Source organism: Chryseobacterium populi, from assembly GCF_000282115.1.
Lineage (GTDB): Bacteria > Bacteroidota > Bacteroidia > Flavobacteriales > Weeksellaceae > Chryseobacterium > Chryseobacterium populi.
Window position 1 is genome coordinate 1 of the sequence record NZ_AKJY01000069.1, and the last position, 21055, is coordinate 21055.

General features: G+C 37.0%; 19 protein-coding genes and 1 tRNA gene. All 20 read right to left on the bottom strand.

What is annotated here, in order from left to right; genetic code table 11:
• Window positions 1–77 precede the first annotated feature (77 nt).
• Window positions 78–2669, bottom strand: a complete 2592-nt coding sequence (locus PMI13_RS15720) for a T9SS type A sorting domain-containing protein (RefSeq protein ID WP_007845449.1) — start codon at window positions 2667–2669, stop codon at window positions 78–80.
• A gap of 36 nt (window positions 2670–2705) precedes the next feature.
• Complete coding sequence (locus PMI13_RS15725; RefSeq protein WP_007845451.1) at window positions 2706–4238, bottom strand: hypothetical protein; 1533 nt, start codon at window positions 4236–4238, stop codon at window positions 2706–2708.
• Between the two features lie 301 nt (window positions 4239–4539).
• Window positions 4540–4848, bottom strand: coding sequence for a hypothetical protein (locus PMI13_RS15730; protein WP_034670740.1), 309 nt, complete (start codon window positions 4846–4848; stop codon window positions 4540–4542).
• A gap of 278 nt (window positions 4849–5126) precedes the next feature.
• Window positions 5127–5492 carry a 50S ribosomal protein L7/L12 gene (gene rplL / locus PMI13_RS15735; RefSeq protein ID WP_007845452.1) on the bottom strand — a complete coding sequence of 122 codons (366 nt, stop codon included), beginning with the start codon at window positions 5490–5492 and terminating at the stop codon, window positions 5127–5129.
• Window positions 5493–5538: 46 nt separating this feature from the next.
• A complete protein-coding gene (gene rplJ, locus PMI13_RS15740; RefSeq protein WP_007845455.1) occupies window positions 5539–6132 on the bottom strand; it encodes a 50S ribosomal protein L10 in 594 nt (197 codons plus the stop codon).
• A gap of 17 nt (window positions 6133–6149) precedes the next feature.
• On the bottom strand, window positions 6150–6842 hold the full coding sequence (rplA, locus tag PMI13_RS15745) for a 50S ribosomal protein L1 (protein ID WP_007845463.1): 693 nt from the start codon (window positions 6840–6842) through the stop codon (window positions 6150–6152).
• Between the two features lie 11 nt (window positions 6843–6853).
• On the bottom strand, window positions 6854–7297 hold the full coding sequence (rplK, locus tag PMI13_RS15750) for a 50S ribosomal protein L11 (protein WP_007845465.1): 444 nt from the start codon (window positions 7295–7297) through the stop codon (window positions 6854–6856).
• A gap of 191 nt (window positions 7298–7488) precedes the next feature.
• Complete coding sequence (locus PMI13_RS21245) at window positions 7489–7692, bottom strand: hypothetical protein (RefSeq protein WP_007845467.1); 204 nt, start codon at window positions 7690–7692, stop codon at window positions 7489–7491.
• Between the two features lie 97 nt (window positions 7693–7789).
• On the bottom strand, window positions 7790–8458 hold the full coding sequence (locus tag PMI13_RS15755) for a hypothetical protein (RefSeq protein ID WP_156104495.1): 669 nt from the start codon (window positions 8456–8458) through the stop codon (window positions 7790–7792).
• Window positions 8459–8464: 6 nt separating this feature from the next.
• Complete coding sequence (locus tag PMI13_RS15760) at window positions 8465–9112, bottom strand: hypothetical protein (protein WP_007845472.1); 648 nt, start codon at window positions 9110–9112, stop codon at window positions 8465–8467.
• Between the two features lie 16 nt (window positions 9113–9128).
• Window positions 9129–9758: a hypothetical protein gene (locus PMI13_RS15765; protein WP_007845474.1), complete on the bottom strand. Its 630-nt coding sequence runs from the start codon at window positions 9756–9758 to the stop codon at window positions 9129–9131.
• Between the two features lie 290 nt (window positions 9759–10048).
• Window positions 10049–10591: a transcription termination/antitermination protein NusG gene (nusG, locus tag PMI13_RS15770; protein ID WP_007845485.1), complete on the bottom strand. Its 543-nt coding sequence runs from the start codon at window positions 10589–10591 to the stop codon at window positions 10049–10051.
• A 17-nt stretch (window positions 10592–10608) separates the two neighbouring features.
• Window positions 10609–10815: a preprotein translocase subunit SecE gene (gene secE, locus PMI13_RS20740; RefSeq protein WP_007845486.1), complete on the bottom strand. Its 207-nt coding sequence runs from the start codon at window positions 10813–10815 to the stop codon at window positions 10609–10611.
• 12 nt (window positions 10816–10827) lie between these two features.
• A tRNA-Trp gene (locus tag PMI13_RS15775) sits at window positions 10828–10898 on the bottom strand.
• Window positions 10899–10952: 54 nt separating this feature from the next.
• Entirely contained in the window at window positions 10953–12158 is a 1206-nt protein-coding gene (gene tuf / locus PMI13_RS15780) for an elongation factor Tu (RefSeq protein WP_007845488.1), read from the bottom strand.
• 257 nt (window positions 12159–12415) lie between these two features.
• Window positions 12416–15514 carry an efflux RND transporter permease subunit gene (locus tag PMI13_RS15790; RefSeq protein ID WP_007845490.1) on the bottom strand — a complete coding sequence of 1033 codons (3099 nt, stop codon included), beginning with the start codon at window positions 15512–15514 and terminating at the stop codon, window positions 12416–12418.
• 134 nt (window positions 15515–15648) lie between these two features.
• The gene (locus tag PMI13_RS15795) at window positions 15649–16728 is read right to left on the bottom strand and encodes an efflux RND transporter periplasmic adaptor subunit (protein WP_007845492.1); all 1080 of its coding nucleotides are present in this window, start codon (window positions 16726–16728) and stop codon (window positions 15649–15651) included.
• A 1-nt stretch (window position 16729) separates the two neighbouring features.
• Window positions 16730–17971 carry a TolC family protein gene (locus tag PMI13_RS15800; RefSeq protein ID WP_007845494.1) on the bottom strand — a complete coding sequence of 414 codons (1242 nt, stop codon included), beginning with the start codon at window positions 17969–17971 and terminating at the stop codon, window positions 16730–16732.
• 826 nt (window positions 17972–18797) lie between these two features.
• Window positions 18798–20162 (bottom strand): ATP-binding protein, encoded by a 1365-nt coding sequence (locus PMI13_RS15805; protein WP_007845496.1) that lies wholly within the window; start codon window positions 20160–20162, stop codon window positions 18798–18800.
• Window positions 20163–20843, bottom strand: coding sequence for a response regulator transcription factor (locus PMI13_RS15810; RefSeq protein ID WP_007845497.1), 681 nt, complete (start codon window positions 20841–20843; stop codon window positions 20163–20165).
• Window positions 20844–21055: the final 212 nt, after the last annotated feature.

Consider the following 21055-nt stretch of genomic DNA (forward strand, 5'->3'; position numbering starts at 1 on the left):
TTCCTTTCTTTTTGAGCATAAAAAAAAGACTGTCTCACTTTTGAGACAGCCTCTCAGTAAAAACATAAATAGAAAAATTATTTAACAATAATTTTATAAGATTTCACAGTTGATTTTGTCTCAACTTTAATGATGTACATTCCTGTAGGTAATGAAGATGTACCAACCTCAGTATCTCCTGTGAATTTGCCTGATTTAATCAATTGCCCCTGGGCAGAGAACATGGTATAAATTCCTTCCTCTTTAAGTTCAGATTTGATATAAAGATTTTCACCTGCTTTTACAGGATTAGGATATACTTTAATGTCTTTTGCTACAGCCGTGATTTCAGAAACCTTTGATGTTGTCATATCACCACCATTTTTAGCCAAAGAAGCATACGGAGAAAGTGGAGAGCCCGGAGACCCTTTTTTTACAAGATCATTATCTACAACTGCCTGGATACCATCCATATCAGCATCATCGATCCTTGAAATGAATCCACCTCCAAGATCATCCAGGTTATCTTTTCCGATGGTATACAGGTCATAATCTGTTCCATTGGATATTAAATCAACGAAATCCGGCTTTTCATCGCCATCTGTGTTTAATAAAGGATACTTCATCACTCCTGAATCCGGTGAAGTTTCCAAGATATCAGGAATACCATTGCTTCCTACAGGTACATTCGCATCAATAACCCCGTTATGATCCGTATCAATCTGGTTGATTACCGAAACAGGAATACCTGATTCAAATAAATCTAAAATACCGTCATTATCAGAGTCCAGATCAAGATAACTTGAAACACCGTCTCCTAATACAGGAACGATTAAACTGTCGCCATCCACATCGTCATCATCAAATTTCCCATTATGATTAAGATCTTCCAGAGCATCAGGAATACCGTCATTATCAGAGTCACCATCACACGCATCAGGAATACCATCGCCATCAGCGTCCATTGTAGGAGATTTATCATTAACTGCCGTACATCCTTCTGCACAATCCGGAATCCCGTTTCCGTTATTATCTATATTGTCATCTCCGTTCGGACATTTATCATTACAATTAGGTACGCCATCTTTATCATCGTCAAGCTGAACAAATGCGTTATAAATATAATATTGCTGTGCAAGCGTGATCCCAATCCCCGGATTGATTTCAATCTTCATTCTGTCAAATGCTTTTGTTGCAGTAAATCCTACATAAAACTGGTTTGAAGCCGTAGTAAAGAACTGCCCGCTGAATAATCCGCCGGAAGTTTTAGATTCAGTTACCATTGTTCCTTTATAAAAAGTCACCGTTATATGGTCAAGTGCATTAATGGTAAACAAATTAGCGCTCTTTGTCAAAGTAAAACCTCCAAAGGTTCCTGCAGGATAATCTCCGGTATTGCTTTTTACCGTAAGCCTAACTGTTGGAGTCAATAAATTAATCGGGGAAAAATTTACCGTTGCAAAATTGGAAACATTGGTATCTACAACATTTCCTGTGTTGGTAATATTTGTAAGCCCGAAAATAGTTCCCGTAGCTCCTGTCCAGGATGCACCCGGTACAATATCTCCTAATCTTGAAGTTCCGGACGTCTGAATATATTCGTTACAATCACAACTCTGGGGTTCTTCAAATGCGTAGAATACTTTCAATGCTCCAAAGTTCACTCCTACGGTTTGTGTTATTTTTAATCTTATCTCATTAAAAGGTTTTGTAGTGGTAAGTGAAATTTTTTGTTTGTTGGAGCCAAATCTCAATACTTTAATATTAATCAGCCCGCCTCCGTCAGATAAATTTTTAGAATCCTGCAGCTGTCCGAATAAATAAGTTTCAATCGTGATATTCTTTAAAAATTCTGCACTCAATAGTTTACCCTGATCATCAGGTTCAATAACAAAACCTGCTCTGTTACCGGATGGATATACCTGATTTTTATCAAGAACTCCCACGGAATAAGATCCTAACAATCCTGCCGGTAAAACAATTGAACCGTAAGAATTTTTATCTCCATCACCAATCTTTTCTCTGTTTGCAACGTAGGAAAGAGGCGCTAAAAAGCTGCTGCTTCCTGATACGTTTCCGTCTACACCACTACCCGCAATGATATCATCGCAGATACCGTTATTATCTGTCGGTACCTTAGCCGGATCAAAAGCAAATGCATAATACACATTAAGTGCACTGAAAACAGAAAGCACATTTACCTGGTACAATCTTACTTCATCAAACGCCTTAGCTGTTTTGAAATGTAAGAAAATTCTTGTTTTCGTTCCTCCGAAAGCAGGAACAGACAGTAAACTTGTACTTGTTGAAGATTCCTGAAGAACTCCTGCTTTATAGGTACTGATTCTTAATCCGCTTAAAAAGCTTGCCGTAATTACGCTAGTTCCCAAGTCTACATTAAAACCTGTAATATAACCTGCAGGATAAGTGATATTGGTATTCTTCACAGAAATACCGTTTCCGCTTACCAAAGTAGCAAAGCTACCCATACTCACACTGTTATCAAGACTGGCATCGATAACAGGATTCATGCTCCCGTTGTAGCATGCTAAGCAAATTCCGCTTCCGTTTACAGGCTTGGCTTCTACCCCGATCCCTCTTATCGGGGTATACCCCTGACCGAAAGCGACTGCAGATACTACCAATATCATTAGTAATACTGTCAGTTTCCCGAATAATTTTTTTGTCATTTTTAGTTTGTTTTTATGTTAGAGTTTGTGTTTACTTTATAAACTTTGCCATGAATAGGCCCCTGCAGTCTGCCTGCAGCCATAGAAAGCTCCCGTAGTACCGGATTTACCATATACAATCGTTCCTTCATTGCTTGCATTACAGTCTGTTGATGCAGGAGGGTTTGTTGCTGCCGGTTTTATCAGAACCCCTTTACTTACTTCCAGATCGGCAATATTGGTAGAACTTGGAGTCATATTGATACCCACATCCGTAAGTACACTTCCTATATTCCCTTGTCCTGAAAAGGTATGGGTGGTATTGGCATAAACAGTCTGATTGGCGATCACAGAATTTGCGCTTATACCAATTGCTATAGCATTTGCTGCACTACTTGCCGTATTGGCATTACCAAAAGCATAGTTATTAGCCGTTACCGTATTTCCGGTTCCAAAAACAAATCCCCCTGAATTAGTATTTGAATTCCCTACATTGATCCCGCTGACATTCACACCGGATGTCCCGTTATTATTTCCTAATACAACGGTATTTGCTCCTGTTGCAAAATTGGAGTTCCCTATTGCTTTTGCCCCGTTTGCGATGGTATTTGCTGCTCCAATGGCTACACCCGGAAAGTTAGCACCCTGCGCTGCTACCGTATTATCTTTTCCTAAAGCAATGTTAGAAGATGTATTGTTTGACAATGTATTATTTGAGCCCCAGGCAAAAGAAGCATAAGGACCAGAAGTATTCACATTACCTCCTCTCAGGTTTCCGTTAACATCCAGAATGCCTCTTACCGTATTTCCTGTACTGAATACCAGATTCTGAGCATCTGTAGTTCCGATAAAATTTCCTGATGAAATTGTACTTCCTAAGGCAGCCGTTGTCGCAATAGTCCCTGAATTACCGGTAATTTTCCAATCTGCAGATTGTGCAGCTGGCATCATTGGCACCCAATTATTACCATCAAACATTAAAACCTGTCCTAAAACAGCAGCTGAAGTATTCCCGAGTGGTGACCCATTAATTTTAAGAACTGTTGTATTTCCTAAAGTTCCGGCAACATCTCCACTCAAAGGCAATGCAGAAGCCTGAAAATAAGATGGAGCCGTGGCAGAAGCCGTATTATTCCCAAAAATAGAGTTGGCAGGTGCATTGTTAAGATTAAATGCCAATGATGGATTTGTCGACGGATTTGTTACCGTTGTAGTAAATAACGGCGATAAATTACCTGAAGAAAATCCCGTCAAGGTTCCTGATCCACTCCCTGAAGAATTTCTGATCCATCTTGTTCCATCGAAATAATAATAACCTGAAGCCGTCACATTGACTGTCTGGCCTGCCGGAGCCGTATCAGCAGCAGTTACATAAACCATAGCCCCCGTTTGAGCAGATGTATATGTTTTTGCTCTCAACTGATCTCCTGTAAGTCTTGGTGCAATAATTCCATCTAATTTACTTGCTGTGGCAGGAAATCCTACAACATCCAGTGTAGCCCGGCCCTGATTTGTGTTAATACCTACTTGAGCGTTTGCCAGAAATCCGGCAAAAAAAAGCACAGGTAGTCCGAATAATTTGTTCTTCATTTTAAATGATATTTGTTGTTTTTTGTGTGTTTTTTAAAAAGGACAAAATCATAACGGTTTCACTTTTTAACAAGTGAAATCGAGATTGTTTTCGTCAAAAGAAGTTGATAAATCAATGAGTCTTGAGAAGGCTGTATAAGCTCAAAACCGATCTTATCAGTAGTGAAAATAATTCAAAATATTCCCAATCCCATCTTGAGCATTTTGAACGATTAAATAATTCACTTTTTTAGTTAAAACTGATTTTGCTTGTGTGTTTTTTTCATCGGATTACGGTTAGTTTTTTTAATTTTTTCATCATCTAAGACAGTTCTGTGTACACAGTTCTTCTTAGTAATATTCCTTTTTCAGAATAATTGCTTATTTCAGATTCAGGAACAGCTTTTACATCGGCAATTAACTTATTTGAAAAGCCAAACCTCTTCACAATATGAATTGCGATATTATTATATATATCCTTAAAGCTTTGTTTGTTATTACAGGAGAACCCGCCAGCAGGCTTATTTTCCGCTGACCATATCTGTATATTTAGATTTTTCCTGATTATTATCAGCATGCTTATAAGAGCCGCGGAATCATAATCCCGGAAACGAAAGTAGTTTCTTTTCAAAGTATGTTTGTGTGTTTTTCAAATGCAAATATAATATAATTTTCAAATTAAACCATATTTTATTAAAAAAAATATATAAAATAATAATAATAATTAACAAATACTATTCATAAAATACACAATTAAAATGAATAATAAATAATTATAAACGAATATTAATGATTTTAAAATAAAAATAGTTAATTACTGTTGCAAATAACACACTCTTTTTCAATGAATTAAAACACAAAAAAGCCTGAGCAAATTGCTCAGGCTTCATATTTTAAAGGTAAATTGAATTATTTCAATTCTACTTCAGCACCAGCTTCTTCAAGTTGCTTCTTAAGAGCTTCAGCTTCGTCTTTAGAGATACCAGTTTTGATTGGAGCAGGAGCACCATCTACGATATCTTTAGCTTCTTTAAGACCAGCACCAGTTAAATCTTTTACCAATTTAACGATAGCTAATTTAGAAGCACCTGCAGACTTAAGAATTACGTCGAATTCAGTTTTTTCTTCAGCAGCTTCTCCACCACCTGCAGCAACTACTACAGCAGCAGCAGCTGGCTCGATTCCGTACTCATCCTTAAGGATAGTAGCTAATTCATTTACGTCTTTTACTGTTAAGTTTACTAGCGTTTCAGCTAAATTTTTTAAATCTGACATTGTTGTAATGTTTTTGTTGATTATTTATTTAATTTTTTGAGTGTAATTATTCAGCACCTGGAGTTTCTTCCGTGTTTTCTGCAGCAGGAGCTTCCGGAGCTTCAGCAGCAGGGGTTTCTTCTACAGCAGGTGCAGCTTCTTCAGCTTTAGCTTCTACTGTTTCAGGTTTGTTCTGAAGAGCAGAAACAACTCTCTGAATTGGAGACTGAAGTAATCCTATGATTTCACCGATCATTTCTTCTCTAGACTTGATGTTAGCCAACGCGTCTAGGTTATTGTCACCAACATAGAAAGTTTCCTGAAGATAAGCAGACTTCAAAGCCGGTTTTTCTTCTTTCTTTCTGAACCCTTGGATTAATTTTGCAGGAGCATTCGCTGTCTCAGCAATCATTAATGCTGAATTACCTTTGAAAGACGGGAACATTTCAGAGTAATCTACTCCGTCAATTTGCTCCATTGCTTTTTGTAAAAGTGTATTTTTAACTACTTTTACTTTGATATTTTGTTTGAAAGCCTGTCTTCTGAAATCTGAAGATTTAGCAGCGTTCAACCCTTCTAAATCTGCTACGTATACTACTTTTGCATCCTGAAGCAAATCTTTGATCTCTTGTATTGCTACAACTTTTTGGTCTTTTGTCATTGTCTTAAGGATTTATATTAGTTTACAGATTTAGTATCAATTGCAATACCCGGACTCATTGTAGAAGACAAATAAATGCTTTTTACATAAGTTCCTTTAGCAGCAGTTGGCTTCATTTTGATCAATGTCTGGATTAATTCCTGAGCATTTTCTCTGATTTTATCAGCATCAAAAGATACTTTCCCGATACCTGCGTGGATAATACCATATTTATCTACTTTGAAATCAATTTTACCTGACTTCACTTCAGTTACTGCTTTACCAATTTCCATTGTTACAGTTCCTGATTTAGGGTTTGGCATTAAACCTCTTGGTCCTAATACTCTACCTAAAGGTCCTAATTTACCCATAACAGCCGGCATTGTAACGATAACGTCAACATCTGTCCAGCCATCTTTTATTTTTTGTAAATATTCGTCAAGACCTACATAGTCAGCACCAGCTTCTTTAGCTTCTGCTTCTTTATCCGGAGTTACTAGAGCTAAAACTTTAACATCTTTACCTGTTCCGTGAGGAAGAGATACTACTCCTCTTACCATTTGGTTTGCTTTTCTTGGATCTACCCCCAATCTTACAGCGATATCTACAGAAGCATCAAATTTTGCAGTGTTTACTTCCTTTACAAGAGCAGAACCCTCTTCAAGGTTATAAATTCTTCCTTTTTCTACTTTGCTTAAAGCTTCCTTTTGCTTTTTTGTTAATTTTGCCATTTCTCTAAGTTTTAAGCGTTAGTTGGTTTAGTTCCTGTTACTCTCAATCCCATAGATCTAGCAGTCCCTGCAACCATAGAAAGAGCAGAATCCATTGTAAAGCAGTTAAGGTCTGCCATTTTGTCTTCAGCGATTTTCTTTATCTGATCCCAAGATACAGAACCTACTTTGTTTCTGTTTGGTTCTCCGGAACCTCCTTTGATCTTAGCCGCATCCATTAACTGGATTGCTGCAGGTGGAGTTTTAATAACGAATTCAAAAGATTTGTCTTCGTATACTGTAATTACTACAGGTAAAACTTGCCCTGGCTTGTCCTGAGTTCTTCCGTTAAATTGTTTACAAAACTCCATGATGTTCACACCTGCAGAACCCAAAGCCGGACCTACTGGTGGAGAAGGGTTGGCAGCGCCACCTTTCACCTGAAGTTTTACCATTTTAAAGACTTTTTTAGCCATTTTTTGTTTTTTAAATTTGAATAATTAATGAGTTTGGAAGCATTATTATTCAGCAGGTTACCCATTCTCACATTAAGTAAACCTACTTTTCGGACTGCAAAATTATAAAATATTTTTGAAATAGCAAACGGATAGTGTTGATTTTTAGAAATTTATTATCATTCAATTTAAAATTAAATATCTTCATCAGATTATTTTCCGTTGTAGGTAATAAGGTTTTCATGATCTGTACCACATCGGAGAAGTGTTGAGTTTGATCTTACCACTTTGAGCATCACTCCTTCTCCCGGGCTCAGTTCAGGAATGGTAATCGTTGTTCGATCCGTCACATGATTATATGCCCTGCTTATGGAAACAAAACTATTATTGGGAGAGATATGAATGCCTACTAGCATTATTTAAAACACTAAAAAACACATTATAATTAATAATACGTCAACAAAAAATCCACACCTATTGATGTGAATTTTTTTATTGATGGGTTCAGGTAATTTAAAATCCTGAAGGTTTGCTGATTGTTTGAGTTGATCCATCGGTTCCTCCAAGATCAACCGTACTGTCACTGATATTTTGTTTTGTGATTAATCTTTTGTAAGCCATCAGGTACAGATCAACTGTAAAATTATTATAGGTTCTTGGCGGATTAGCCGAAGTAAGGGCAATAAGCCTACTACTGGTAAAACCTGCTTTGATATGCCATGTCCCGTTACTTTTGAAAGCCATTACATCCGGAGAACCTTGCCTGTTATCATTTATCCCATTATCTCCATAATCAAGAGCGACATTTGTAGTCCCGTCATTAAGCTTGAATGAATAATTATGAACTACCACAAGAAAATTGTTCGCATCGATTTTAGTATCGTAATCTGTAATCCCTGAAGCAGAAACTCCGGTAAGTGAAAGTTTGATGTAATTAAATAATCCGCTGCTTTCCAGATTAGGATCGTAAATCTGTAATGAATTCTCAGAGGTAGCCAAAAAATGTCCCCCTGTCATACTAGGTTCACCCGGATTTCTAAGAAACAGAGAATTGGTATATGAAGTTCCGTTTACATCAAGGGTCTCAGTTGGATTGGTTGTTTTGATCCCTACTTTACCTTTCTGGGCATTCAAAAATATCCCCAGCATTAATATGATTATACTATAAATTTTTCTTTCCATAATTTTTTATTGAAGCCCTACAGGCGTATTGGTTGAAACTCCTGAATATCCTGGTGAAGCCGAAGCTGAGACAGAACCGGTAAATGTACCCCATTCTTTGATTAATGATTTCTCAAAAACATTCAGGGTAAGCGTCCAGGTCCCGTTTTGGGAAGATACTGTTCCTGCCCCTTTAAAAGCCAGATTAACTCCGTGATAGGTATTACCTCCACTTAAAACTTCAGTTATTTCTGTAGAATAAGCACCAAAAGACTTCGGTGTGGTTGAAGTATTAGCTGCTGATATTGCATTGCTAAAAACCGCACCTGTAATAGCAACAACATATTTATTGGTATCAAGCCCGGTATTCAGATTAATGACTTCATCCTGCTTTACATTTTTCAAAATGATAGTATAGGTATTGACGGGAGCAACATTACGGAGGGATATATCAAGCATCTTAACTTTTCCCACAGGAGTAGTATCTTTAGAACGGGTAAGTAAAAAATAATTTCCCGTCGCTGTTGAGTTGGTCGTATCAATCAGATAAGATTCTACCAATGTTCCGCCAACAACATCCAGTGTACCCAGGGGAGTTGTCGTATTTATTCCAATTTGTGCACTGGTACTCAAAAAAGCCCAGGCCACAAAAAAAAGTGTGGTTAATTTTTTCATTATTGAGTCTGTTTTTTTATTTAATTAAAGGGGCCGCAGCTGCACCGGTAGTAGAAGCTCCCAATGCCTGTGTAGAGTTGATTTCTTTTGCGTATGATCTGTCAAAGACCAATAAATTAAGTGTCCAGATTCCTGCAGGAAGTGCAGAATCCGGGGCAAATCCCTGATAGTCTGCCTTAAGTTTCCATGTTCCATTGGTATTATATGCATAGATCTGGGGAACCGGAGTAAGCCAGTCTGCCGAATAGGTTCTCACAGGTTGTGTAAACCCAAAGGAAGAAATAACAACAAGGAATTTCTTTGCATTGATTTTGGTGTCAAATTCATTTACCCAGTCTTTATCTGAGGCATCACAGGTAATTTTAAACTGGATAAGGTTGATAGGAGCCGGAGAATTAGGTACAAAAGAATCATTGTAAGCCGTAATTTTATTTTCAGGAGCCGGAGATTTGATAATGAAAGTATAGTTTTCATCCTTTCCTAATTTTTCTATCGGATCTTTGAAAAACATTCCTGATGTTTTCATGGTTCCATTGACCGATAATTCTTTTTCTGGGGTAGTTGTATTGATTCCTACATTACCGGTTTGCGCACGCGCGAGTACAATAGCGCTGGTGAACAGCACTGCCGAAATAATTTTATTCATTGAAGGTGTGTTTGTTTTTGTGTTTATTAAATAATTAAATTATTCCGAAGCCGATTTAATGCGTGCACATTCCCACTTGTGCAAGTTGATGCAGATCAGATAAGAAAAAAATAACTATTCTGCTCTTTACTGACAAAAAATATGCCATAAAGATGTTATCGATTAAAATAAACTTAAAAACAAAGCTATTTATATAAAAATATAAAGCCAACACAAACATCCTAAAGAAGAATTCAGTTCATAAAAAAAGCCACTCAAAGAGTGGCTCAATATATTATTGTAATATATTATTATATTTTTTCTACCTGCATATAGCTTAATTCCATTGGAGTTTTTCTCCCGAAGATTAATACTGAAACTTCGATTTTCTTTTTATCTTCAAGAATTTTCTCTACTGTTCCGTTGAATCCGTTGAAAGGCCCATCAATTACTTTAACGTTTTCTCCAACAATGAATGGAATTTCAACATCACTTGCAAATTCGGAAAGTTCATCCATTCTTCCCAACATTCTGTTCACTTCAGATTTTCTCATCGGAACAGGATCTCCTCCTTTTGTTAAACTTAAGAAAGAAATAACTCCCGGAATATTTTTAATGACATGTGGAATCTCTCCCATCAAATCTGCTTCAACCATCAAATAACCTGGATAGTAAGGTTTTTCTTTCGGAACTTTTTTACCGTTTCTCAATTGAATCACCTTTTCCATAGGAATAACCACTTGAGTAACGTACTGCTCAAACCCTAAACGTTTGATTTCTGTCTCAATATAGTTTTTCACTTTATTTTCCTGTCCGCTGATTGCTTTCAGCACATACCATTTCAATTCGCTCATTATGGGAAAATACTTTTTTAGTTGAACACATTAATTAGCATTCCTATTATGTTGCTGACTGCTTTTGAAAACAATTCATCAACTCCAAAGGTAAATAATGCCAGGATCACAGTAGCAACAGTTACCACAATTGTAGACGATTGCAAGTCAGACCATTTTGGCCATTCAACTTTATGTCTGAATTCGTTATAAGAACCTTTTAAAAAATCAACAAATGAACTCATAATTTATATTTGCACGGGCACAAGGATTCGAACCCTGATCAACGGTTTTGGAGACCGGTATCCTACCATTGGACGATGCCCGTAGATAAAAGCTCCGCAAGAGATTCCCTGCGGAAGCTTTATTATTATTTAGATAATTATTCTAAGATTTCAGTAACCTGACCAGCACCAACTGTTCTACCTCCTTCTCTGATCGCGAATCTAAGACCCTCGTTAAGAGCGATTGGTTGTAACAATTCTACTGTAATTGTTAAGTTATCACCAGGCATTACCATTTCTACACCTTCTGGTAAGAAGATCTCACCTGTAACGTCAGTAGTTCTTACGTAGAACTGAGGACGGTATTTGTTGTGGAATGGAGTGTGACGTCCACCTTCTTCTTTAGAAAGGATATAAACCTCAGCTTTGAATTTTTTGTGTGGTTTAACAGAATCTTTCTTAGCGATAACCATACCTCTCTTGATGTCAGTTTTTTCAATACCTCTCAACAATAGACCTACGTTATCACCAGCTTCACCTCTGTCTAGGATTTTTCTGAACATCTCAACCCCTGTAATTGTAGAAGTTAATTTTTCATCACCCATACCAACGATATCAACAGGATCACCTGTATTGATAACACCAGCTTCGATTCTACCAGTTGCTACAGTACCTCTACCTGTAATAGAGAATACGTCTTCGATTGGCATCAAGAATGGCTTATCCTGATCTCTTACCGGTTGCTCGATCCAAGTATCAACTGCTTCCATTAATTCTTCAACAGTTTTGAACCATTTGTCATCAGATTTACCTTCAGTAGCTGCAGTAAGAGCACCAAGAGCAGACCCCTGGATTACTGGAGAGTTATCTCCGTCATATTCGTAAGTAGATAATAAATCTCTAAGTTCTAATTCAACAAGCTCTAAAAGCTCAGCATCATCCACCATATCAACCTTGTTCATGAAAACAACGATTCTTGGTACGTTTACCTGACGGCAAAGTAGGATATGCTCTCTAGTTTGAGGCATTGGTCCATCAGTTGCAGCACATACCAGGATAGCTCCATCCATCTGAGCAGCACCAGTTACCATGTTCTTTACATAATCCGCGTGACCTGGACAGTCAACGTGAGCATAGTGTCTGTTTACAGTTTCGTATTCGATGTGAGCAGTATTAATAGTGATCCCTCTTTCTTTTTCTTCTGGAGCAGAGTCAATCGCAGAGAAGTCTTTTTTCTCAGCAAGACCCTTACTAGCCAATACAGCACTAATTGCAGCAGTAAGAGTAGTTTTACCATGGTCAACGTGACCAATAGTACCAATGTTCAAGTGTGGTTTGTTACGATTAAACGTTTCCTTTGCCATGATTTAAATTATTTATTTATTGTTTATTCAAATTTTCGGTGTGCAAATATAATGAATTTTTAAATACCAAAACCTTTTTATCAAAAAAAAATCAATATCAAAATTCAAATAATGACAGCCTTATCTATTTCAAAGTATTGAAGTGCAAATTTACACAAATTTCCCGATTGAAAAAAAAATTGGAAAACCTTTTGATAAAAAGCCTGAAATATAGTTTATTTCAGGCTTCCTTAGATAGAATATAAATGAAAGAACAATCAGATTTGCTCCGATTTTGAAGTTCTGTTAAAGATCCAGAAGATGATCGGGAAGATTAATAAAGTAAGGCTCGTTGCTGTAATGAGGCCCCCGATAATGACAATGGCCAGAGGCTTCTGAGACTCCGATCCTATTCCTGTAGATAAGGCTGCCGGTAAAAGCCCTATGGAAGCCATTAAAGCTGTCATGATCACCGGTCTGGTTCTCGATTTCACTCCGTTTAATATGGCCTGATCTAAATGCAATCCGTTTCTGACATTCTGATGGAATTCGGTGATCAGGATCACTCCGTTCTGAATACAGATTCCCAGCAATGCGATCATTCCTACTCCCGCTGATATTCCGAAATTCATTCTTGTCACATGAAGTGCAATAATTCCTCCGATCAGTGCAAAAGGTACATTAGCCAGTACCAGAAGTGAATCTTTCATATTTCCGAACAGGATAAACAGCAGGAAGAAGATCATCAGAATACTCACAGGAACTACCTGCGTCAGTCTGTGGGAGGCTCTCTGCTGGTTTTCAAACTGCCCTGTCCATCCAATGGAATACCCATCCGGAAGTTCAATTTTTGCCACTTTTTTCTGGGCATCGGCAATTGTGCTTCCCAAATCTCTGTCACGGATAGAAAATTTCACCCCGATATACCGTTTGATATCATCCCTGTAAATGAAAGCCGCTCCGTTATCTTTAACGATGGTACTGATTTCTTTTAAAGGAATTTTTGCACCGTCTTGTGTGGGCACCATCAGGGCAGCAATATCATTTTCATCTTTTCTGTATTCCTGGGAATAGCGCAGCCTTATCGGGAATTTTCTTTCGCCATCAAACATTTCTGAAGCGGTTTTGCCCCCGAAAGCCATTTCAAGAACTGCCTGTGCATCTGCCGGCATCACTCCATAAGCTGCCATCTTATCCCTGTCCAATACAACACTTACTTCCGGCTGGCCTATATTTTTAATAATCCCGGGATCTTTTACTCCTTCCACATCTTTGATCTGCTTTAACACTTCTTCTGCCAACCGATCGAGTGTTTGCAAATTATCCCCATAAATTTTAATTCCATTCTCGGCTTTAAAACCGGCTACAGCTTCCGCTACGTTATCAGAGATCGGCTGTGAATAATTGAAGGTAATTCCCTGGTAACTTCTGAGCTTTTTATCAATCTCTTCTATCAATTCTTCATAACTGATGTTTCGTTTCCATTCTTCTTTAGGCTTAAGATTAACGGCAAACTGTACAAATCCGAATCCGTTGGGATCTGTTCCGTCATTGCTGCGTCCCGTCTGGGCCAGAACATCCGTCACTTCAGGAAAGCTCATTATATCTTTTTTGAGAAGATCCGCTGTCTTTAAAGATTCTTTCAGTGAAGAGCTCATCGGCATTTCTGCAGTGATCCAAAGCGAGCCTTCATTCAGCTGCGGTAAAAATTCCGTGCCTAAAAATTTCCCTGAGAATAAAGTGGCTGCCAGGAAAGAAATGGCGATAACTAAACTCGCTTTTTTATGTTTAAAAGTATAGTTGAACCCTTTCAATACCATTCTGTCCCAGAAATTGACAAAAGGATTGCTCTTTTCTTTTACATTCTTATTTAAAAGGAGATGGGAAAGAACCGGAACAAGTGTCAGTGTAAAAATCAAGGCTCCGATTAATGCAAACCCTAATGTAAAGGCTAAGGGGGAAAACATTTTACCCTCCACTTTCTGGAATGAAAAAATAGGAATCAGAGAAGTGATGATAATCAGCTTTGAAAAGAAAATGGCTTTTCCTAAACCAGTTCCCGTCTGTTTGATCCATCCTCCTTTCGCCAGCCTGTTAAACTTTTCCGGACCATATTTATGAACTTTATGATCGAGCATTACAAAGAGTCCTTCTACCATGACGACGGCTCCATCGATGATAATCCCGAAGTCAACCGCTCCTAATGAGAGTAGATTCGCACTCATCCCTGCCAGTTTCAGGCATAAAAAAGCAAACAGTAATGATAATGGGATGATAATGGAAACAATTAATGTTGTTCTCCAGTCTGCCATGAAAATCAGAACAATGACCGTTACCAATACAATTCCCTCAATAAGATTATGCATCACGGTATGAGTGGTAAAGTCCATCAGGTTATCACGGTCATAGAAAGTAACCATTTTTACATCTTTAGGAAGAACCTTTTCGTTAAGCTCTTTGATTTTGGTCTTTACACCTACCAGAACTTCGCGTGGGTTTTCCCCTTTTCTCATGACTACAATCCCTTCTACCGTGTCTTCATGATGATTTAATCCGGCCTGTCCAACTCTCGGCATCGAGCTTTCATGTACTTCAGCTACATTTTTCACCAGAACCGGGTTTCCGCTATCATTCTGAATAGTAATATTTCCAATATCTGCTACGGATTTCACCAAACCGATTCCCCGTACTACATATGCCTGCCCATTCTTTTCAATCACATCGCCCCCTACATTAAGATTACTTTTTGTAATGGCATCATACACCTGAAGCGGAGTCAGATTATATTTATCAAGAGCCCTGGGATCGATACTTAATTCAAAAACTTTATCCTGCCCTCCGAAAACATTAATATCTGCTACTCCCGGAACACCTCTCAATGCTCTGTCTATAACCCAATTCTGCAGGGTTAACAATTCCCGGGAATCTTTTGTTTTACTTTCGAGAGTATATCTGAAAATTTCTCCGGTGGGCCCGTAAGGTGGCTGTACTTCAGGGTCTACTTCATCTGGAAGGCTTACGGTTCTTAATTGGTTATTGACCTGATTTCTGGCAAAAGTATCATCCACCCCGTCATCAAACAGGATTTTAACAATGGAAAGCCCAAACATGGTAGTACTTCTCACACTTGTTTTTTTCTGCACCGGGCTCATGGCCAGCTCGATGGGCGTTGTTACAAAACGTTCGACTTCTTCTGCACTCCGCCCATTCCATTGGGTAATGATTACGATCTGAGTATTAGTAACGTCAGGGAAAGCTTCAATGGGCATATTCTTGAAGCTTATGAACCCCGAAATCGCCAGGATGCCTACCCAGATAAAAGTGAATGCTTTATTTTTAAGTGAAAAAGCAATTATATTTTTAATGAATTTATTCATGACTGATTAAATTGATGACCTAAAAAAGCCGTTGAAAGAAAATTATTTTAAACCCAGAATTTACCGGACCATTAAAGAGTTTAAGCATTCTAATATTTTAACTTGTCAAACTTCTTAATGGTTTCAATAGGTTTTTAATTATTCAGGGAGCGATAAATCAGCAGTTGATTATTGGTCATGATCTGCTCGCCTTCAGACAGACCCTCAATATAGGTAATATCACCAACCTGTTTTAATACTTTTATCTCTTTAACCTTAAGGTCTGTTCTCGATTTGAAAACGACTACAAAACTTCTGTTATCATCAAATATCACTGCTTTGGAGGGAACAGCCAGGGCCATTGCATTTTCCGAACTTGAAACTTTTATGGTTGCTTTGCTTTCCGGAATTAATAAGCCGCTGGTGTTATCAAGTACTACTCTTGCCTGCATAGCATTGGTTTCAGGATCGATAATTTTAAAAATTTTATCAATTTTTCCTTCAAAGACCTTATCCGGATAAGATAATGTAGACACCTGGGCTCTCATTCCAAGGCTTATTTTATCGATGTCTGATTCATTAACGTTCATGATTGCCCAAACATTGGTCGTATTGGCCACATCAAAAATATTATCACTCCGGTCACTTCTCAGCTGCATGTCTTTATTAATATTTTTCTGAACGATATATCCACTGATGGGTGCTATCACGCTATAAATATTACCGTTTTTTACACTATAAACCGTACTTACCGCACTTGCGCGCTGCATCTGGTCCTGAGCTTTCTGCAATTCGCTTTTGGCTTCCAGCACATCTCTTTCGGTATTCAGTTTTCCTTCATACATTTCTTTAGCTACCCTCAGATTATTCTGAGCAACCACCAGATCTGTTCTGGCATCACTTACATCTTTTTGTACTTCGGCCAGCTCGGTGCTTCTGATCGTTGCTAAAACCTGTCCTTTTTTCACATGATCACCCAATTCTACATTAACACTCAGAACATTTCCGCCAACTAAAGGATAAACATCAATATAGCTGTTCTTATCCGCAGATATTTTTCCGTAAAAACTATAATCATCTACAATGTATTTTTTTTCAACTTTTGCTAAAGAAATAGATTTCAGCATTGTATTGCTCAGCTCAAATCCTTTAGGCTTTGGTACTTTCACTTCCTCTTTTTTCGAGCAGGATAAAACCGAAAAGGCTACCCATAGAGCAATTATAATTTTTTTCATGTTAATAGAAGATTTTCGTTTGTACTAATTGATTGAGCTGTTCGGCCGACTGCATGATTTCGTTTTTCATATCGTAGATCTGAAGAGCAGTTTGCCGGTAGCTTTCCATGAAGTCTGTAAATTCTATCAGGCTCACATTCCCGCTTCTGAAATTTTTAAGCATCCCATTGTATACCATATCCATATTATCAAGGTCTGTGGTTTTTATTTCTGCGAACTGGTCATATTGGTTTTTCCAGGTCTGATAAGCGGATTGTACTTTGGTTTCAAGATTCAGTTTCTGATAATCTGCATTTTTCTGGTTCTGCTGAATGGCATAATTGGCTTTTTCTACATTTCCCTGATTACTTTTCCATAGAGGCAAAGGAATTCCTACCATAAGGTTCATTTCATTTTTAAAGGTTCCTCCATTCTGATCCCACCCGGCTCCGACATTTAAATCCGGAACGTTCAGGGATTTCTGCCATTGGAAATATAGCTTACTGTTATCAATCAGTTTTAAATTATACTGATAGTCTGCATTATTATCCAATGCTTTTCTTTTTAATTCTTCTTCATCCCCGAAAGGCTGTGCAACCAAAATTTCTTTGGCTTCCAGCTCCGAAAGTTGCGGTTCAATATCTTCCGTAATCCCTGTTAAAATTTTTAAATTTTGCTGAAATCCGAGAATATTTTTATTGATTCCCAGTTTATCATTGTTCAACTGGATGACAATACTTTGTAATCTCACTTCGTCTTTAAGTGAAACATTTCCTTTTGCAGACTGTATTCTATAAGCACTCAGAAGATCATTCATATATCCTAATTGCTTATTGGTATTCTCCAGTTTCAGTTTTTCATAGTAAAGATTATAATATGTTGTATGAAGCTGGGTTTTAAGGTCAACCAGAAGCTGAGAAAACTGAAGCTGGGCCAGTTCTTTATTGGATTTTGCAAAAGCAATTTCGTTTTTCTTTTTGCCACCCATATAAATCAGTTGGGTAACTTCCGCTCCTTTGGCATGGCCTATATCAAATACTTTTTTTCCCTCAGGATTATAAGCATTGATCTGTGCACTTATTTGTGGGAGTTCCCAGATTTTAGCCTGCAAAATATCAGCATCTGTCATATTGATATTGTATTGTTCTGCAAGCAGTTGAAGATTGTTAGCCTGAAAAGTACTTTCACAATCCTGAAGCGACATCTGCCGTTGCGCCGCCATGAATGAGGAAATGACAACAAACAGTCCTGCAATTTTGTCCATTCTTTCAGTTTTCATGCTACAAAATTGCCGAGATACTATTAAAATGGGCTTAAAGTGGGCTTAAAAAAATATTAAATTTTATTTTAAACTATTGAGAATGTTGAAAGAATTAAGGTTATTGAGATACTTTTTGATAAAATTAATTAAAAGTTTAATTTTTTATCATAAGGGTAGACAAGACTTTAATCTTAAAAACTGTGAGCGTTAGCTTTGTATTTCTTTGTGGGAAATATTTGGCTGAAAAGTTTCTAATTGTTCTTAGATTTATCGCAAGGACAGACAATGGTTTTAATCTTAAAAAAATATTAAGATATACAAAGCCGCTTCGCTTATCTTTGAAATACTAGGGTAAATCCAATTTGTTTTTCTTTGATAAGTTTACATCTTTCTTTAACTTAATCTTAAAAAATATGAGAATTTAGCTTTGTATTTCTTTGTGGGGAATATTGACAGAGAAGTTTCTAATCGTTCTTAGATTTATCGCAACGGTAGACAATGGTTTTAATCTTAAAAAAATATTAAGATATACAAAGCCGCTTCGCTTATCTTTGAAATACTAGGGTAAATCCAATTTGTTTTTCTTTGATAAGTTTACGTCTTTGTTTAACCTAATCTTAAAAACTGTGAGCGTTAGCTTTGTATTTCTTTGTGGGAAATATTTGGCTGAAAAGTTTCTAATCGTTCTTAGATTTATCGCAAGGATAGACAATGGTTTTAATCTTAAAAAATATTAAGATATACAAAGCCGCTTCGCTTATCTTGAAATACTAGGAAAAATCCAATTTGTTTTTCCCTGTAATGTTCAAGGTTATAAAAGCGCTGAAAATTATTTTTTGAAGATCACACTGAATTTATTGGTATTTTCAGAGGGAGAGGAATAAACAATATCAGCTCCATGATATTCTAAAATCCTTTTGACAATACGAAGCCCCAGTCCGGAGCCTGAAATATTTTGGGAATTGTTCCCCCTCATAAAAGCTTCAAATAATTTTGACTGCTCCACCTCCGAAATGATATTTCCGTGGGAAATAACGTCTACAATCAGTATCGAAATATTTTCAGTAATCAGAACATCCATTTCCATATCATCTGAATAGATGGCTGCATTTTTAAACAGATTAATAAATACAATTTCCAGCAATGATGATATTCCCTTTATTGTTAAAAAAGCCTGTTCAGAAGTGTCTTCAGAGATCTGGAAATCCATTTTCAGGCTCGGATAGCTTTTTTCCACAATTTCAAAAGATCCGAATATTACTTCATCAATCCTCACATCCCCATACAGGCTCTGGATATTTTCTTTATCGAATTTAGTAAGCAATAACAGGGAATTGGTTAAATCCGATAACTGATATACATCCTGCTGGATCTGTTTTAGGGAAGACAATGTTTCGAGTGAATGCTGCTCAAGCTTGATCAGGTTTTCCAACTGAAAGGCCATCCTTGTGATAGGTGTTCTGATTTCGTGAGAAGCGCTTGCCGTAAAGTCTTTTTGTGACTGAAATACATCATTTAATCTTACAATCATAGTATTGAAAGATTTTGCCAGGATGCTGATTTCGTCCCTGGAATCTTTTTCCGGTATTTTAGTTGTTAATTTATGAGCTGTAACTTCTGAAATTTCTTTATTCAGATCTTCCAGCGGCCTGAGGAACTGCCCCATAAAATAATAGCTGAAAATACCGATCAGCAGCGCACTCATCACATAGGCCGTAATCAACAGGTATTTAAGGTAAGCCAGTTTTGATTTTCCGTTGCTATCGAAAGCGCTTGTAAGAATATAATAGTTTTCTCCATGGATATTCCTTAAAGCAGCATATATTTCAGGAACTGTCTTTTCACTGTAAATAATTTTTTTCTCGTCCAGCTCTTTCAATAGCTCTGCGTCCCAGGTAACATTTTTATCTTTTATGGTACTATAGATTAATTCTTTTTGGCTATTAAAGATTAAAATCGTCTCATTTAACAGGATATTGTCTGAGTTTTCATTAAAAAAAAGCGGTGCCTCTTCTTCAAAATCTTTAGACTTGGAAATAAAATGAGAAGTAAATTCAAGTCTTTGCCTGAACCTTTCTTTAAATTCATCTCTTCTGAAATCATTAAAAGACATATAAATAATCACCATAACAATACCAAAGAGCAGTGAAAAGGCAATACTTAAATTAAGGGCAATCTTTCTTTTTAAAGACATTTACAAAGGGCTTAAATAATATCCGAATCCTGAACGCGTATGGATCAGTTTAACTTTAAAATCTTTATCGATCTTCTTCCTCAGGAAATTAATATATACTTCCACCGTATTGGTATTGGTATTAAAATTATGTTCCCAGACATGTTCTGTGATCTGCTGTTTTGAAACTGTCCTTCCCTGTGCTTCCGCAAGATAAACCAACAGCTGAAATTCTTTCAGGGTAAGGGCGATTTCATTTCCGCCTCTGAAAACTTTATGCTCCGTCTTATTGATGATCAGATCATCTACTCTGATAATATCCTGATCTACATTATCCGAAGGTACTTTTCTTCTCAATAAAGAGTTCATACGTAAAAGTAATTCTTCAAACTGGAAAGGTTTTACCAGGTAATCATCAGCAAGTCTTGTAAAGGCATCTTTTTTATCAGAAAGGTCTCCGTAAGCCGAAATGATAATGATTGGAGTATTTTTGTCGAAAGAACGGATGGTCTGGCACACATCCAAACCGTTTATTTTCGGAACATTGATATCCAGCAGATATAATTCGTAGGTATTGTTTTTAATCTGGCGAAGAAAGGTTTCACCGTCATAAATTTTATCACACATAAAATGATTTGATTCCAAAAATTTGCATAATTCTGCTGAGAGAATGAGGTCGTCTTCCAATAAAAGAATATTCATCAAAAATATATTTTATACGAATTTAACGAAATTTTTTATGAAATTGAATGAACAATAAAAGACGTTCATATACTTTTAATTAAATTTTAAGGTAAATTTTGATTTTATTTCCCACAAAAGATAAGAAGGTTTTCGTTGGTTTAAATAAAATAAATTGATTAGGTATATAACAAAAAAAAGTCTCACAGAATACTCTGTGAGACTTTTTTATA